We start from the raw sequence: 15,781 nt of genomic DNA, 5'->3' as shown, positions 1-15,781 counted from the left end.
GCACACGGGTTCCGTCCGCCGCCACGGCATCCTCCGCCGAATCGGGGGTAACCGGCTTAGCACACAGGGAAGTTGAAGACCGGAGGACCTCACGCATGGGCCGTACCGCCGCACGTCTGCGCCGCACCAGGACCGAGCCCACGACCGAGCCCACGACCGAGGCCGCGCCGAAAGCGGCCCGCCCGACGCGCAGGCCGAAGCCCGCACCTCCCCAGCGCTACCAACTCCCCCTCCCGCTCCGCGTGTTGTCGATGCTGCTCGGCTTCGCCCTCATGGTGGGGTTCGCCGTCGCACTGGCCAAGCTGACCCTGGAGCCGTCCCCCGCGTCGAAGGCGCTCGTGCACACCAATCTGCACCCGGGCCGCTCCCTGAAGGCCTACCTCGACCAGCCGGCCATGCGGGACGCCGTGAAGCAGATCGGCGGGAACATCGTGCTCGGCATCCCGTTCGGCGTGCTGGTGCCCGTGTTCGCACCCCGGGCGCGCGGCATCCTGAAGGTGCTGCTGCTGACCGCGACCGTGATGCTCCTGGTGGAGTTCGCGCAGGGCACGCTGATCACCGGGCGGGCCTTCGACATCGACGACGTCATCCTCAACACCACTGGCGCACTGGTGGGTTGGCTGCTGCTGGGTCGGCGGCTGGGCCGGGCGGTCCACGCGCGGAAGCCCGCCGCGAAGGCGGCAAGGACCTCGAAGGCGGCGAAGGCGTCCAAAGCACCGAAGGCCGCCTCGTAACGATCGACTACTGGCCCGTAGCGTTCAACTACTGGTCCGTACCAAGGTATTGACGCTGCCCTTATCTCACTTCTTAAATCAAGAGGCGACGCTTTCACCCCCCACCTCAGTCGGCGTGTCGGTCCCCACGTCCGCCGCACAGAAGGGAATGCCGTGGCCTCCCCACGATTCCTCCGCAGATGTCTGTTCGCCGCCCTGTCCGCCGCACTGGTCGCGTCCGCGGCGATCGGTCCGGCACAGGCGGCCTCCACGTCGGACGCCCAGGCCGACGCCGTCACGTTCTCCGACACCTTCGACGGAGCGGCCGGCAGTGCCGTCAACTCCTCGAAGTGGACGCAGGAGACCGGCGACAACGTCAACAACCACGAGCGCGAGTACTACACGTCCGGCACCAACAACGCGGCCCTGGACGGCCAGGGCCACCTGGTGATCACGGCCAAGAAGGAGAACCCCGCCAACTACCAGTGCTGGTAAGGCACTTGCCAGTACACCTCGGCCCGGCTCAACACGTCGGGGAAGTTCAGCGCGCAGTACGGTCATGTCGAGGCCCGGATGAAGATCCCGCGCGGGCAGGGCATGTGGCCCGCGTTCTGGATGCTCGGCACCGACATCGGCTCGGTCGGCTGGCCCAACTCGGGTGAGATCGACGTCATGGAGAACGTCGGCTTCGAGCCCTCCACGATCCACGGCACCATCCACGGTCCCGGCTACTCCGGTGCCAACGGGATAGGCGCCGCCTACACGCTGGCGAACGGCGCGGCCTTCGCGGACGCCTTCCACACGTTCGCGGTCGACTGGGCACCGAACTCGATCAAGTGGTCGGTCGACGGTGTCGTCTACGAGACGCGCACGCCCGCCGACGTGGGCGGCAACACCTGGGCGTTCAACAAGCCGTTCTTCCTGATCCTCAACCTCGCGGTCGGCGGCGACTGGCCGGGCGACCCCAACAGCGCCACGGCCTTCCCGGCCCAGCTGGTGGTGGACTCGGTGTCGGTCACCACGAGCGACACGGCCACCGGGGTGGCGATCAGGGGCCTCGCCGGCAAGTGCGTCGACGTCAACGGCGCGAACTCCGCCAACGGAACCGCCGTACAGCTCTACGACTGCAACGGCTCGGCCGCCCAGCAGTGGACCGTGGGCTCCGACGGCACGATCCGCGCGCTCGGCAAGTGCCTGGACGTGAACGCCGGCGGCACCGCCGACGGCACCAAGGTCCAGCTCTACGACTGCAACGGCACCGCGGCCCAGAAGTGGGCCGTCAGCTCCGCCAACGACATCGTCAACCCACAGGCCAACAAGTGCCTGGACGTCACCGGCAACAACTCGGCCAACGGCACCCCGCTGCAGATCTGGACCTGCTCGGGCGGCGCCAACCAGAAGTGGACGGTCGGCTGATTCCGTAGGGGCTAGTGCGGCAGCCAGGTGAATTTGTCCCCGCCGACCCAGCGGACCACGTCCGGGTCGTCCAGGTCGCGGACCGTGATGCCGCACACGGCCGCGACCTGCAGGACGTCGGTGATCCCCCGGGCCTCGCAGACCATCTCCCCGTCGATCTCCACGATGCGGAACGGCGGGGTACCGGGCTGCACCTTGAGCACCATGATCCGCGGGGTCGAGATGTGCGGGCTGGCGATTTCGGTCATGCAATAGAGCCTAGAACGCATCACGCGGTCGCGAGTGGTCCAAGGCGCCCGGCCAGGGGCCGCTCGAGGGAGGAGGCTCGATGGATCCCGTGCAGGCACTGGACCGGATCGCCTTCCTGCTGGAACGCTCCCTGGCCCCCACCTACCGCGTACGCGCCTTCCGTACGGCGGCCAGGGTCCTGGCGGCGCTCCCCGAGGGCGAGGTCGCCGAACGCGCGGCGGCCGGGACGCTGGAGTCGCTCAAGGGCATCGGCCCGAAGACCGCGCAGGTGGCCCGCGAGGCCCTGGACGGACGGGTCCCCGCCTATCTGGAGCAGCTGGAGGCCGAGGCCCCCGCCCCGGCCGGCCCCGGCGGCGAAGCGCTGCGGGCCCTGCTGCGCGGGGACTGCCACCTCCACTCCGACTGGTCGGACGGCGGCAGCCCGATCGAGGAGATGGGCCGTACGGCGGCCCTGCTCGGCCATGAGTGGGCCGTACTGACCGACCACTCGCCCCGGCTGACCGTGGCCCGCGGACTCTCCCCCGAGCGGCTGCGCGAGCAGCTGGACGTGGTGGCCGCGCTGAACGAGACCTGGGCGCCCTTCCGGCTGCTCACCGGCATCGAGTGCGACGTCCTCGACGACGGCTCGCTGGATCAGGACCCGAAGCTGCTGGAGCGGCTCGACGTGGTGGTGGTCTCCGTGCACTCCAAGCTGCGCATGGAGGCCCGCGCGATGACCCGCCGCATGGTGGCCGCCGTACGGAATCCGCACGCGGACATCCTGGGGCACTGCACCGGGCGGCTGCTCATCGGGCGGGACGGGGGTGCCGCGCGGCCGGAGTCGGCGTTCGACGCGGACGAGGTGTTCGCCGCATGTGCCGAGTCGGGCACGGCCGTGGAGATCAACAGCCGTCCGGAGCGGCTCGATCCGCCGAGGCGGCTGCTGCGGAAGGCCGTGGACGCGGGGGTGCTGTTCTCGGTCGACACCGACGCGCACGCGCCCGGTCAGCTCGACTGGCAGATCAACGGCTGCGCGCGGGCCGAGGAGTGCGGGGTGCCCGCCGAACGGGTGCTGACCACCTGGTCCGCGGACGAGCTACTGGACTGGACCACTGGCAAGTGATGCACATCACCGGGTGCGGCGCCCCCCACAGGAACACTCGCCGGTAGTTCGCCGTTGAACAGACCGTGGGTGCGGAGGGAACAGAGTCCCCGGGCCTCAACCTCCGCCCACAGGGAAGATCGTTCGGCTGAAGCCCTGTGGAGCCTTTCGCCGCGAGGCGACCGCCTTCCGTGCCCACCACCTGGCCGCCCCGGCCGTGATTCCCCCGTCGCGGTCGGGGCTTCCCCATGTCCGGGGCCGCGCGGCTTCTCCGCTTGACTTCGAGCGCACTTCAATTCGTAGCGTTCCAGGTATGACCACTGCACAGCACAAGATCGGTTCCGGATTCGACGCGAAGAGCACCGCCGACGACGTCCTGGAGGGCCTCGACCTCGGCGGAAAGCTCGCGATCCTCACCGGTGGCTACTCGGGTCTCGGCCTGGAGGCCACCCGGGCGCTCACCAAGGCGGGCGCCCGGGTGGTCGTCCCCGCGCGCCGCCCCGACGCCGCCCGCGAGGCCGTGGCCGGACTGCCCGGCGTCGAGGTGGACGAGCTGGACCTCGCCGACCTGGAGAGCGTGCGCGGCTTCGCCGAGCGGTTCCTCGCCTCCGGCCGCACCGTCGACTACATGATCGACAACGCCGGGATCATGGCCTGCCCGGAGACCCGCGTCGGGCCCGGCTGGGAGGCGCAGTTCGCGACCAACCACCTCGGCCACTTCGCCCTCGTCAACCGCCTGTGGCCGGCCATCGAACCGGGCGGCGCCCGTGTGGTCTCGGTGTCCTCGCGCGCCCACCACTTCTCCGGGATGCGCTGGGACGACGTCCAGTGGACCCACGGCTACGACAAGTGGGAGGCGTACGGCCAGGCGAAGACCGCGAACGTCCTCTTCGCCGTCCACCTCGACAGGCTCGCCGCCGACCGCGGTGTCCGGACCTTCTCGCTCCACCCCGGCGGCATCATCACCCCGTTGCAGCGCCACCTCCCCAAGGCGGAGATGGTCGAGCGCGGCTGGATCGACGAGCAGGGCAACGTGCTGAACCCCGAGGGCTTCAAGACCCCGCAGCAGGGCGCGGCCACCGAGGTCTGGGCCGCGACCTCGCCCCAGCTCGCCGACATGGGCGGCGTCTACCTGGAGGACTGCGACATCGCGGAGCCCGCCCCCGACGGCGAGGAGCGCTCCGGCGTCAAGTCCTGGGCGACCGACCCGGAGCAGGCGGCACGTCTCTGGAAGCTGTCTGCCGACCTAACTGGTGTGAACGCTTTCGCGGGTTAGTCCCGAGCACACCGTTTCCAAGGGGCCTCCTTCGGCCCGTACAGGGCGGCGGGCGCACCGGTCGTCAGCGCCCAGTACCGATCCCCGTACGACCAGTGCCACCACTCCGTGGGGTAGTTGACGAGCCCGACCACGCCGAGCGCCCGGCCCAGCACGACGCGGTTGGCCCGGGCTTCGGCGGTGATGTTGGCGGCGTCGGTGTAGCAGGCCCCGTCGCTCTGCTCCGGGTTGGCGTTCATCGGGGTGCCCAGATCGATTTCACGGCCGTCTGCGCCAACGAGGGTCAGGTCGACGGCCGCGCCGGCGGTGTGCGGGGCGATCTCGGGCGGCGACACCTAGCGACGAACAGCAGACGCAGTCCATCGATCGGGCAACAGCGCCTCCGCTTCGGCGAGCCGGTCCAACACGCCCTGGCGCAAGTGGAGTTGCGCGCCGTCGGAGTCCTCGTTCTTGCGGTCGTCGACCAGCAGTACGCCGCTCACGTCGACGAGAGGCTCGCCGCACTCCTCGACGGGGACGGCGGCGACCCGGGCGTCTGACATCAGGATGATCTCGCGCATGCGGTGATCATCCCGCGAACTCGCGCAGATCCGCGTTGAGTTGACCGGCGTGGGTGACGAACAGGCCGTGGCCTGCGTCGTCGTAGACCTTCAGCGTGGCGTCGGGGGCGAGTCGGGCCGTGCGTCGGGCGGTCAGGTCCAGGGGAGCCGAGGTGTCGTGCGTGCCGTGGACGACGAGCAGCGGTGCGTCGAGTTTCGGCAGCTCGGGGGCGACGTCCACGGCGGCGACCAGCGCCTGGACCGCGGCCGTCGAGTGGGCGGTCGAGGTCAGGGCGCGTTCGACGATGTACTGCCGGTAGGCGGCGGAGACGTCGTTGCCCGGTCGGTCGACGGCGAAGAAGGCGTCGACTCCGGCGGCGAAGAAGGCCGCCCGGTCGCGCCGGCACTGCTCGTTGGCCCCGCGTACGAGGTCGGGGTCCAGGCCGTCGGGGTTGTCGGCCGTGCGCACCACGCCCGGGGCGATGCCGCCGACGAAGGCGATCCGGGCCACCCGCCCGGCGCCGTACCGGGTCAGGCAGCGCACGATCTCCAAGCTCCCCATGGAGTGGCCGACCAGCGTCGCTTCGCGCAGGTCGAGCAGTTCGAGAAGTCCGTGCAGGTCGTCGGCGAGGCTGTCCAGGTCGAAGCCGCCCCACGTGTCCTGCGACCTGCCGTGCCCGCGCCGGTCGAAGCCGACGCAGCGGTAGCCCTCCTCGGCCAGCGGCAGCATCTGGAACTCCCACATCTCGGTACCGACATAGGCGCTGTTGACGAAGAACAGCACCGGCCCGTCGGCGGGGCCGTAGTCGACGTAGTGCAGTCGGGCGGCGTCGACGGGGCTGGCGAAGTACGGCATGGGGAATCTCCCGGAATCCGGTGGCGGGGCGAGTGGGTACGCCCTTCATGGTTCCGGGAGGCCGGGATCGGGTCGATTACCTCCGAAGTCATGCCTCGCCGCGGTGCGCGTCAGTGCGGTGCGCGTTCCTCCAGCGCCGTGCGCCAGGCGGGCGGTGGGCCCTCCGGTTCGGGCTCGGCGCGGCGGCCGCCGCGGGCGAAGAAGTCGGCGAGCGGGAGGATCGCGGCACCGACGGTGACCGCGTCGGGGCCGAGACGGCCCAGGTCGATCGTCACGCGTCCGGCGGGGTGGCGCAGTGCGTAGGCCGAGGCGTGGTGGCGGACTGCGGGGAGGAAGCGGGAGCCGAGCTGGAGTCCGGCCCAGCCGCCGATGAGGATGCGCTCGGGCTGGAAGAGGTTGATCAGGTCGGAGAGGCCCGCGCCGAGGTATTCGGCGGTCTCCTCCAGGACAGCGAGGGCGATGGGGTCGGCCTCGGCGCCCTCCGCCGGGTAGGCGGCGACGAGCAGCGCGGTCATCGCGGTCTCCTCGTCCGTGCCCTCGGGCGGGCGCCCGCCCTGCTCGCGCCAGCGGTCGAGCAGCGACTCGGCGCCCGCGTACGCCTCCAGACAGCCGAGGGCCCCGCAACGGCAGCGGCGACCGCGGACCCGTACGGTCAGATGACCCCACTCCACGGCCCGGCCGTTCTCCACCTCGGGGGTGACGAGGCAGGCGCCGACGCCGGAGCCGAAGAGGACGACGATCGCGTTGCGCGCGCCGCGCCCACCGCCGAACCACATCTCGGCCTGGCCGAGGGTCTTGGCGCCGTTGTCGATGAAGTACGGGACGGCGTCGGGGAGTTGGGAGGTGGAGCGGAGGAGTTCTTCGAGGGGGACCGCGTCCCAGCCGATGGTCTGGCCGTACACGACGGCGCCGTGGTCCGGGGTGTGTTCGACTATGCCGGGCACTCCGATGCCGACGCCCAGGAGCTGTCCGGGTGCGATGTCGGCGGCGGCGAGGACTTCGGCTATGCCGTCGCGGATGTGGCCGACGATGACCTCGACCTCGTACCGCTGCTGCTCCAACGGGCGTTCGGCGCGGGCGAGTTCCGTGAGGGTGAGGTCGAACAGCTCGACGCGGACCCGGGTCTCGCCGACGTCGACGCCGATCATGTGGCCGCTGTGCGGGGCGACTTGGAGGAGGGTGCGGGGACGGCCGCCGTCGGAGTCGACGCTGCCGGCCTCCTCGACCAGGCCGTCGGCGACGAGGTCCGCGACGACATTGCTGACCGAGCCGGAGCTGAGTCCGGTCGCCGGGCCCAGTTCGAAGCGGCTGAGTGGTCCGTCGAAGTACAGCCTTTGCAGCACGGCCGTGCGGTTGGCCCGCCTGAGGTCGCGTACCGTGCGCCCGTTCCGCCCCGCCATGTGGTTCCCTCCGAACCCTGCACCCTCTTAATTCACGCCCTGAACTAAGGGGCGTTGGAATGCACACTACGTGGTGGAAGCCGTCCCGTCGATCTCTCCGAGGGCGGCGAGCAGCTCGGGGCCGACCCGCTCGCGCCGCCAGCGGTTCTCCTCCGCGCCGAACTCCCTGGGGACCGCCTCGGCGAGCATGATCAGGTAGAGGTAGCTGCGGTAGAGGGCGTAGCGGAGGCCGGCCGACCGGTCGAACTCGGCCCGGCCGCCCGCTTCCCGGTAGCCCGCGAGGAACGCGTCGTCCTTCCTGATGTCGCCGAGCAGCGCCAGGGAGACGAAATCGGCGAGAGGGTCGCCCCAGAACATGCGCTCGCCGTCGATGAGTCCGCCGATCCGGGGCGTTCCGCTCGTGCGGTCGACCAGGATGTTGCCCTGCCAGAGGTCGAAGTGGACGGCCCGGGGAACGGTGATCTCCTCCAGCGCGGCGTAGGCGGAGCGGGCCGTGCGGGCGATGTCGTCGGCGGGGAGCGGCAGCCAGGCCCGGTAGCGGCGGGCGTCGTCGAGGACGGCGTCGTAGAGCGTGGTGAACGCGGTCCGCCAGGCGGGGGCGAGGGGGCCGAGGGCGCCGGAGGGGTAGCCGAAGCCGGGGCCGGTGATCTCGTGCAGGCGGGCCAGCTGTCGCCCCAACTCCGTGCGCAGGACGGGTACTTCGGCGTCCGTGAGGGAGTCGTCCCAGGGTTCGCCCGGGCAGAGCGTCATGAGCAGGGTGTCGCCCTCCAGGACCACCACGCGCGGTGCCGCCACCCCGGCCTTGGCGGCGGCGCCGTAGAACTCGGCCTCGGAGACGAGGAGTTGCCGCTCGTGGGCGAGGCCGGGGGCCGTGGGGGCGGTCTTGAGGACATAGCGGGTGCCGTCGGTGAGGGTGAGTTCCTCGACGGTGTTGTAGGTGCCGCCGCCCATCGGGCGGAGGTGGGCGAGGCGGTCCGGCGGGATGCCCGCCGAGCCGAGGATCTTCCGGGCCCGCTCCCAGGAGTCCGCCACCGTGCGCCCACCTCTTCCCTTCGGTCAGCCGGCGGCGTACACGTCCTCGACGTAACGCCCGTCCGCCATCAGTCCGTTGAGCCACCGCCCGGCCGACGGTTCGTCGGTGCCGGGCGTGCGGTCCCGGTACAGAGTACGGAACGCCTCCCGCACCCCCGGTGCCATGCGGGCTCCGTCGCCGCACACGAACACCCGGGCGCCCGCCTCCAGCAGGGCCCACACCTCGTCCGCCTCGGCGGCGATCCGGTGCTGGACGAAGGTCGCTCCGCCCTCAGGAGCGGCACTGAAGGCCGGGCGCAGCGAGACGGCTCCGGCGCGCTCGGCGGCGCGGAGTTCGTCGGCGTGGAGGTAGTCCGCGTCGGGCGCGTCGCAGCCGAAGTAGCTGAGGGCCGGGACGAGTTGAGCGCCTGTGGCGAGGGCGGTCGTACGCTCGGCGATGGTGCCGCGGAACGGGGCCAGGCCGGTGCCCGCCGCGATCACCACGACCGGGGTGGAGCCGTGGATGCGGAAGGCTTCGCGGCACGGCTGCACGCGGGCGTACACGGTGTCGCCCGGTGCGAGGCTGGCGAGGCGCCCGGAACCGGTCCCCCGGTACACGCCCTTGCCCGAGCGGGCCGGGGCCTCCAGCAGGGAGACCATCAGGTCCGCGTGGCCGGGGTCGACGGCGGGCGAGGACGAGATCGAGTACTGGCGGGGGCGCCGCCAAGGCCGGGGTGGCGGCACCGCGCGTGGTGGTCCTCGACGCGGCCGGCGCCGCGCCGGACCGGGCCGGACGGTTCCTGACCGCGCGGCTCGGAGCCTGAAGTCCTCGTCGCCCGCGTGCAGTTCAGCCCCTCCACGCCACCGGCCGACCGCGGCCGTCCACCGCCGTCCCGGCCCCCGCCGGCGCCCCGAAGCGGGCCAGGGTGTGCCAGACCATCTTCAGGTCCTGGAGTTCATGGCGGCCGGTGCGGGCCGCGTCGCCGATGATCCGGGGGTCGAGCACGCCCTTCTCCGCGATACGGGCGCCGAGATCGGCGTACTCCTGCCCTCGATAGTCCGCGTGCCGCCTCAACTCACCCACGGTGAGCCGATATCCGGGATGCCATTCGACGGGGCAGGGCAGTCGGCGGGCGGCGGTCTCGACCGGGGTGCCGCGGTAGCTCGCGTCCAGAACGAGGGCCTCGGCGTCGCGGGCGAGGTCGACTCCGCCGTGCACCTGTGCCTCGATGTAGTCGTTGAGGGCGTCCTGCTCGTCGGCCTCGGCGAGCGCGATCAGGGACATGCCGGCGGCGACGCCGAAGTCGGTCGGCTCGGCCGCGCTGTCGGGGTAGCAGAAGGTGGCGCGGGCGAGGGCGTCGCCGGTCAGCCGGAGGTGCGAGGAGCCGAACCTCGGGGCGGCGCCGACCAGTTGGCGCCGGAAGTTCAGCGCGCCGTAGACCGGCCGCTCGGCGGCGGGGGCACCGTCGTAGGCCCCGGCGAAGATCCGGCTCTCCCAGCGCCGGCGGTCGCCGCCGGGGTGGGCGGTGAGGCCGCCGTTGCTGGTGCCGGTCACGAACTGCGAGTGGTACGTGCCGTCCTGGGCCAGCGCGTCGAGGATCGCGCGTCCGGCCGCCGTACGGTCGGGGTGGAAGTTGAGGGTGATGCGCAGTCGCGGGTCGACGGCCGGACCCGACGACCTGGCCGCGACATGGCGCAGCGCCCGTGCCTGGTGTGCCCCGACGTCCCCGAAATCCATTGGCTCCCCCATCGCTCGCCTCACTACCCTGGACCAAAACCTAGACCCCCTAGGTTTTGGATACGGCCACCGCCCCAGGAGACTCCCCCATGAGATCACTCACCGAGCAGGACATCCGCAACTCATTTGTCAACTGCTCGAAGGGCGAGGCGAAGCGGCTGGCGGTCCCCCGCGATCTCGACAGCCGCCCCTGGGACGATCTGGACTTCCTGGGCTGGCGGGATCCGGGGGCGCCGGACCGCAGTTATCTGGTCGCCGAGCGGGCGGACGGGCCGGTCGGGGTCACCCTGCGGTTCCCGTCCGCGCAGCGCGGCTTTCTGCACCGGAGCATGTGTTCGCTGTGCGTGACGACCCATCCGGGCGGCGGGGTCTCCCTGATGACCGCGCGCAAGGCGGGTCCGGCGGGCCGCGAGGGCAACTCGGTCGGCCTGTACATGTGCACCGACCTCGCCTGCTCCCTCTATGTGCGCGGCAGGAGGATCCCCGAGTCGGGCATCCGTATCGAGGAGAGCCTCACTGTCGAGCAGCAGATCGAGCGGACGGTGGGCAATCTGACCGCCTTCCTCGACAAGCTGTACGTCTGAGCTCAGCCCCCGAGCCGAACGTCCGACGTCACTCCCCGGGCACCGCGATGACGATCTTGCCCCGGTTGTCGCGCTGCTCCAGCCGCTCGTGGGCGGCACGCGCCTCGGCGAGAGGTACGACGGTCTCGATCGGCACGCGGTAGGTGCCGGCGGCGACCCGCTCGGCCAGTTCGCGCAGGTCGGGGCGGGGGTCGTAGCCGCCGTGGACCTGGAGGTTGGTGAGCTGGAAGCCGAGGACCGAGGCGTTCTTCGGGTAGAAGTCGCGGGTGTCGACGGTGCTCGGCTCCAGGGCGACATTGGCGAGGGCGACGACCCGGCCGCGATGTCCGATCTCGCGCAGGCTGCGTCCGAAGGCCCGGCCGCCGACGGTGTCGAGGACGACGTCCGCGCCGCGTCCGCCGGTGAGCCTCAGCACCTCGTCGACCTCGGCGTCGTCCGGGTGCGCCGAGGTGTCGATGGTCGCGTGAGCGCCGAACTCCCCTGCCCAGGCGGCCTTTTCGGGCGATCCGGCGAGGGCGACGACCCGGGCACCCGCCTCGGCCGCGATCTGCACGGCCGCGCTGCCGACCCCGCTCGCGGCGGCCTTCACGAGCACCGTGTCCTCCTTGGTGACCCGGGCGAGGTGCCGCAGGCAGTACCAGGCCGACAGCCAGGCGACGGGCAGCGCGGCGGCGTGCGTCAGCTCGATGCCGTCGGGCAGGGCGGCCACCTGAGTGGCCGGCACGGCCGCCAACTCCGCATAGAACCCAGGTGAGTTCACACCGTCGAGGGCCACAACCCGCTGGCCGACCTTGAACTCGGTGACACCCTCCCCCAACGCGGCGACAGTACCGGCCCCTTCCACTCCCGGGATCAGCGGCGGGCGCCCGGCCCGGTGGTAGTTCCCCGACCTGACCAGGGCGTCCGCGCGGTTCACGCCCGCCGCGGCGACCCGCACCAGCACCTGCCCCGGACCCGCGACGGGGTCGGGCACCTCGACCGGCGCCAGCACCTCGGGCCCGCCGAACTCGTCGATCCGTACCGCACGCATACCGCTACCCGCTCCCTGTCGCGGCCCCCGAACCCGGCCGACACCGTTTGAACTGGTGTCACCATGCGACACCGGACGAACCGGTGTCAAGGCATGTCGGCACTCCTCGTGCACACCACATGAACCGGTGTGCACGAGGTAAGCTCGACGCCATGACCACTCCGCCCGTCTTCCCGTTCATCGGCGGACGCCCGTGCCTGAACTTCGTGGCGACGCTGGGCAAACGGCACGCCACCCCCGTCGAACGGCTCCCCGATCCGTCCGCCCTGGCCTCCTGGATCACGGAGGCGGAGCTGTCGACGGACACCGAACCGGTGCGCGTCACGACCCGTGAGCTGACGGACGCGCGCACCCTGCGCGAGGCTCTCTACCGGGTCGTACGGGACGCGATGGCCGGGCGGGAACCGGCGGTGGCCGATGTCGAGCGGGTCAACGAGGTGGCCGCGCGTCCCGATCTCGCGCCCCAACTGGGCGAGCGGCGCTGGAAGTCGGCGCATCCGGCGCGCGCGGCACTGGCGACGGTGGCCCGGGACGGTGTCCTGCTGGTGGGCGGTCCCCTGCTGGAGCGGGTCAAGGAGTGCGAGAACCCTGAGTGTTCCCTGCTCTTCCTGGACGACTCCCAGGCCCGCCGCCGCCGTTGGTGCTCGATGGACCGCTGCGGGAACCTCGCGAAGATCGCGGGTTATCGGTCGCGGAGCCGGGCGGCCGTGACCAAGTGAGGTCGGGTCAGGACGCGGCGGGCGTCCAGTGCGGGTCGCGGCCGAGGAAGGCGAGGAGGGTCTCGGCGCGGTCGTAGTCGGGCGTCACCTCGCGGGCGGGGGCGAACACCCGGTAGGCGTCGCGGAGTTGATCGACGAGCCGGTCCGCGGCCGGCCAGATGCCGTCTGCCAGGTTCGGCGTCAGTGGCCGGTTCTGGCCGGTGGCGACCGCGATGTCCCAGGCGTGCACGGCCGCGTCCATGGCGGCCGTCGCCGCGGCGAGCGGGAGAGGCATCGGGCCGAGCGGGGTCGGCACCTGGTCGGCGTCGGCGGGCAGTGCGGCGTATCCGGCGGCCACCGCGCGGAGCACCTTGTCGAGTTCGGCGACCGGGTCCCCGGCGAGGGCGTCCGCGGGGTGGAAGGGGTCGGAGTCGGGCCGGTCGCCGGTGAGGACGAGGCCGTAGGCCTGCTGGTCGATGCGGGCGTGGTTGAGGACCTGGCGCACGGTCCACTCGCTGCACGGCGTGGGTGACGACCACGCGCTCTCCGGCACGGCTGCGATCACCTCGCGCAGGTAGTCGTGGGAGCGGATCAGTACCTCGATGCCCTGGGTGTTCGTCATGCCCGTCGGCCTCCCCTTCGTCCTGTCCGGTGATGACAATCTAGGAGGCCATGCGGACAGTTACGGTCCTCAATGAGTACGTTCGGCGCATCCGCGCGAAGGGAATAGGCCAAGGATGCGAGATGTCCGGGAGTGGACCGCGCCACTGGTGCGGTTCGTGGGACGGCACCGGGACCCGGTGATCGTCCAGACGCTGCGGTCGGCGACCGCCGCGACGATCGCCTATGTCGTCGCGCTGCGTCTGAGCCCGGAGCCCGCGCCGCTGACCGCTCCCCTGACCGCGCTCCTCGTCGTCCAGGTCACGCTCTACGCCACCCTCACCAACGGCATCCGCCGGGTGAACGCCGTGGTCGCGGGCGTGCTCGTCGCCATCGCGTTCAGTCTGCTGGTCGGGCTGACCTGGTGGAGCCTGGCGCTGCTGATCGTCGCCTCGCTGGTCGTCGGGCGGCTGGTCAAAGTTGACGAGTACGTACCCGAGGTGGCGATCAGCGCGATGCTGGTCCTCGGGGTCACCACGGTCGGGAACACGGCCTGGGCACGCGTGGTGGAGACCCTGATCGGCGCGGTCGTGGGCTTCGGCTGCAATCTGCTGCTGGCTCCCCCGGTGTGGGTGGACGAGGCCGGCGAGTCCATCGAGGGCCTGGCCCGTCGGCTGCGGCGGCTGATGCGGCGCATGGGCGAGGAGGCCGCGGGCCACACCCCCGTCGACCACGCCACCGCACGGCTGCACGAGGCCCGCCGCCTCGACCACGACATCGTCGAGGTCGACGCGGCCCTGCGGCAGGCCGAGGACAGCCTGCGGCTCAACCCGCGCGTACGGGAGGGGCTGCTGCACCGGGTCGTGCTGCGGACCGGTCTGGACACCCTGGAGATCTGCACGGTCGTGCTCCGTGTCCTCGCGCGCACCTTCACCGACCTGGCGAAACAGCGCGACCCCGAGCCACTGTTCGCCCCGCCGACAGGCGCCGCCGTAGAGCAGTTGCTGGCCGAGATCGGGGACGCCGTGGTCAGTTTCGCGGTGCTGGTGACCACCGATGTGAGTGTGAGCGCCGAGTCCGCGGAGTCGCGGCTCACCGCCGAGCTGCACACGGCCGCCGCGACCCGCGACAAGCTGGCGCAGCTGCTCCTGGAGGAGGTCCAGCGCGACGCGGCCCAGTGGCAGTTGCTGGGCGCCATGCTGACCGAGGTCAACCGCATGCTGGACGAGCTGGACACCGAGCACCGCTCGCGCCGGCTGCTGGAGGAACTGGACCGGTGCGCCGGTGAGCAGCGCACCCGCCTGCCGTGGCTGATCTGGCTGCGGGAGCGGGTGGGTGTACCCGAGCGGTTGCGCAGGAACCGGGGCACGGGCGCCGAACGTTCTAGGTGACGGAGTCACCTGGGGGCGGACCGTCCCCGGACACAGCACAGCCATGGGGGCGGGCAGCCTCCGGCAGCGCGGCGATGGGGGCGGACGCATGACCGACAGCACCGTACGGATCGACGGGAACACCTTGCGGCTGCCCGGTGGCGTGGCGGTGCGGTTCATCCGCACCCTGCGCCTGCCCGAGACGGGCACCCATCCGCTGCCGCCGGGGCTCGGCGAGTTCCCGGTCCGCCGGGTCGCGGACTTCCCGGACACGGTGCCTGCGGACTGGCGGGCGCGGGGCGGTGTGATGCTGCCGGTGTATCTGCGTGAGGCGATGTGGCTGAGCTTCGCGGGCACGGCCGAGCCCGCCGCCCTCCAGGTCGGGGTGGGCAAGGTGTGCGCGGTTTCCGGGAAGCCGTGGAGCGACCGGCTGTCCCGCGACCCGCAGAACTACGTCGTGCTTCCGCGTCAGCCCTGGCTCGACGGCATCAACTCCGGCAAGGGCACGGTCCGCCAGTTCGTGGCGGTCCCACTCGGCCTGGGCGCGACCGTCGAGGGGCAGGTCACGGGCGAGGAGGTGTGGGGCGGCGTCCAGTTGCAGTCCTTCCCGCTCACCGAGCGGGAGTTGACCAAGTGGCGCGAGGACGAGCGCCGCCGCTCGGAGCGGGCGCGCGCGATCACCATGCCGGTCGGGGGTTACGGCGCGCCTCCCATGCCGATGGCCGCACCCGCCGCTCCCATGCGCAGCGCTCCGGGGGCCTCTCCCCGGATGGGTCTCGGTGTCGGCGGTTCGATGCGCCAGGAGGTCTACGAGGACGACCGCTCGCCGACGGCGTGGGCGAAGGAGCCGGCCGGGCGGGTCTTCGTGCACCTCGTGACGCCTCCGGAGTGGCGCCGCATCACCGGCGAGGAGCCGCCGCCGTCACCGGTGGACCGCGCCGCGTACACCCAGGCGGGGCTCCCCTGGTTCGACTACTACGACCACGACGCGGAGGACCTCGCCCCCACCGACACCCTGGGCGCCGTCAAACCGGTCGGCGACTGGCTCGGCGACGACCACGAACCCTGGCAGCAGCCCACGCCCGGCCAGGTGCAGCCCCTGAAGGACGCCAAGGGCAAGCCGGTGGAGGACGGCGACTGGTAGACCACTCACCCATTGCGCCCTGCGCAACATGCGTTGCCGTTCTTGCGCTCGACGGGCCGTCCACGCCAAGGTTGCT

Annotated in this window: 14 protein-coding genes and 3 pseudogenes; 8 read left to right on the top strand and 9 right to left on the bottom strand. The window is 71.7% G+C overall.

The annotated features are described in order from the left end of the window. Positions 1–95 precede the first annotated feature (95 nt). Together ACQHII_RS43640 and ACQHII_RS43635 are read left to right on the top strand one after the other, a co-directional pair. The gene (locus ACQHII_RS43640) at positions 96–734 is read left to right on the top strand and encodes a VanZ family protein (RefSeq protein ID WP_427924462.1); all 639 of its coding nucleotides are present in this window, start codon (positions 96–98) and stop codon (positions 732–734) included. Between the two features lie 153 nt (positions 735–887). After that, positions 888–2,129 (top strand): annotated as a pseudogene (locus tag ACQHII_RS43635) (lectin). An 11-nt stretch (positions 2,130–2,140) separates the two neighbouring features. Here the strand turns inward: ACQHII_RS43635 and ACQHII_RS43630 are convergent. Next, complete coding sequence (locus ACQHII_RS43630) at positions 2,141–2,377, bottom strand: hypothetical protein (RefSeq protein ID WP_427924461.1); 237 nt, start codon at positions 2,375–2,377, stop codon at positions 2,141–2,143. 80 nt (positions 2,378–2,457) lie between these two features. On the opposite strand from ACQHII_RS43630, the gene ACQHII_RS43625 reads away from it, so the two are divergent. Together ACQHII_RS43625 and ACQHII_RS43620 are read left to right on the top strand one after the other, a co-directional pair. After that, complete coding sequence (locus tag ACQHII_RS43625) at positions 2,458–3,480, top strand: PHP domain-containing protein (RefSeq protein ID WP_427924460.1); 1,023 nt, start codon at positions 2,458–2,460, stop codon at positions 3,478–3,480. Positions 3,481–3,772: 292 nt separating this feature from the next. Continuing rightward, on the top strand, positions 3,773–4,735 hold the full coding sequence (locus ACQHII_RS43620; protein WP_427924459.1) for an SDR family NAD(P)-dependent oxidoreductase: 963 nt from the start codon (positions 3,773–3,775) through the stop codon (positions 4,733–4,735). On the opposite strand, the pseudogene ACQHII_RS43615 reads toward ACQHII_RS43620, so the two are convergent. The 6 genes and pseudogenes from ACQHII_RS43615 to ACQHII_RS43590 all read right to left on the bottom strand — a co-directional run bounded on the left by ACQHII_RS43615 (position 4,732) and on the right by ACQHII_RS43590 (position 10,279). Beyond that, a pseudogene (locus ACQHII_RS43615) lies at positions 4,732–5,295 on the bottom strand (M15 family metallopeptidase). The gene ACQHII_RS43620 and the pseudogene ACQHII_RS43615 sit on opposite strands and share 4 nt — an antisense overlap. A gap of 7 nt (positions 5,296–5,302) precedes the next feature. Then, positions 5,303–6,130 (bottom strand): alpha/beta fold hydrolase, encoded by an 828-nt coding sequence (locus ACQHII_RS43610; protein WP_427924458.1) that lies wholly within the window; start codon positions 6,128–6,130, stop codon positions 5,303–5,305. A 110-nt stretch (positions 6,131–6,240) separates the two neighbouring features. After that, complete coding sequence (locus ACQHII_RS43605; RefSeq protein ID WP_427924457.1) at positions 6,241–7,530, bottom strand: ROK family protein; 1,290 nt, start codon at positions 7,528–7,530, stop codon at positions 6,241–6,243. Positions 7,531–7,596: 66 nt separating this feature from the next. Then, on the bottom strand, positions 7,597–8,562 hold the full coding sequence (locus ACQHII_RS43600; RefSeq protein WP_427924456.1) for a phosphotransferase family protein: 966 nt from the start codon (positions 8,560–8,562) through the stop codon (positions 7,597–7,599). A 24-nt stretch (positions 8,563–8,586) separates the two neighbouring features. After that, a pseudogene (locus ACQHII_RS43595) lies at positions 8,587–9,261 on the bottom strand (reductase); the annotation flags it as partial. A gap of 127 nt (positions 9,262–9,388) precedes the next feature. Continuing rightward, the gene (locus ACQHII_RS43590; protein ID WP_427924455.1) at positions 9,389–10,279 is read right to left on the bottom strand and encodes a DUF3626 domain-containing protein; all 891 of its coding nucleotides are present in this window, start codon (positions 10,277–10,279) and stop codon (positions 9,389–9,391) included. Positions 10,280–10,368: 89 nt separating this feature from the next. On the opposite strand from ACQHII_RS43590, the gene ACQHII_RS43585 reads away from it, so the two are divergent. Further along, positions 10,369–10,863, top strand: coding sequence for an FBP domain-containing protein (locus ACQHII_RS43585; RefSeq protein WP_427924454.1), 495 nt, complete (start codon positions 10,369–10,371; stop codon positions 10,861–10,863). Positions 10,864–10,891: 28 nt separating this feature from the next. Here ACQHII_RS43585 and ACQHII_RS43580 read toward each other — a convergent pair whose 3' ends face one another. Further along, a complete protein-coding gene (locus ACQHII_RS43580) occupies positions 10,892–11,893 on the bottom strand; it encodes a quinone oxidoreductase family protein (RefSeq protein WP_427924453.1) in 1,002 nt (333 codons plus the stop codon). A gap of 152 nt (positions 11,894–12,045) precedes the next feature. On the opposite strand from ACQHII_RS43580, the gene ACQHII_RS43575 reads away from it, so the two are divergent. Further along, positions 12,046–12,612, top strand: coding sequence for a CGNR zinc finger domain-containing protein (locus ACQHII_RS43575; protein WP_427924452.1), 567 nt, complete (start codon positions 12,046–12,048; stop codon positions 12,610–12,612). 7 nt (positions 12,613–12,619) lie between these two features. Here the strand turns inward: ACQHII_RS43575 and ACQHII_RS43570 are convergent, their stop codons facing one another. Then, positions 12,620–13,213 (bottom strand): TIGR03086 family metal-binding protein, encoded by a 594-nt coding sequence (locus ACQHII_RS43570; protein WP_427924451.1) that lies wholly within the window; start codon positions 13,211–13,213, stop codon positions 12,620–12,622. Positions 13,214–13,328: 115 nt separating this feature from the next. On the opposite strand from ACQHII_RS43570, the gene ACQHII_RS43565 reads away from it, so the two are divergent. Both ACQHII_RS43565 and ACQHII_RS43560 read left to right on the top strand, forming a co-directional pair. Continuing rightward, positions 13,329–14,582 (top strand): FUSC family protein, encoded by a 1,254-nt coding sequence (locus tag ACQHII_RS43565; RefSeq protein ID WP_427924450.1) that lies wholly within the window; start codon positions 13,329–13,331, stop codon positions 14,580–14,582. 88 nt (positions 14,583–14,670) lie between these two features. Continuing rightward, complete coding sequence (locus ACQHII_RS43560) at positions 14,671–15,705, top strand: hypothetical protein (protein WP_427924449.1); 1,035 nt, start codon at positions 14,671–14,673, stop codon at positions 15,703–15,705. Positions 15,706–15,781 lie beyond the last annotated feature (76 nt).

The organism is Streptomyces sp. cg40 (assembly GCF_050320165.1).
GTDB classification, from domain to species: domain Bacteria; phylum Actinomycetota; class Actinomycetes; order Streptomycetales; family Streptomycetaceae; genus Streptomyces; species Streptomyces hokutonensis.
The sequence above is the reverse complement of the archived record's forward strand: the minus strand, read 5'-3'. Positions and strand labels throughout refer to the sequence as shown.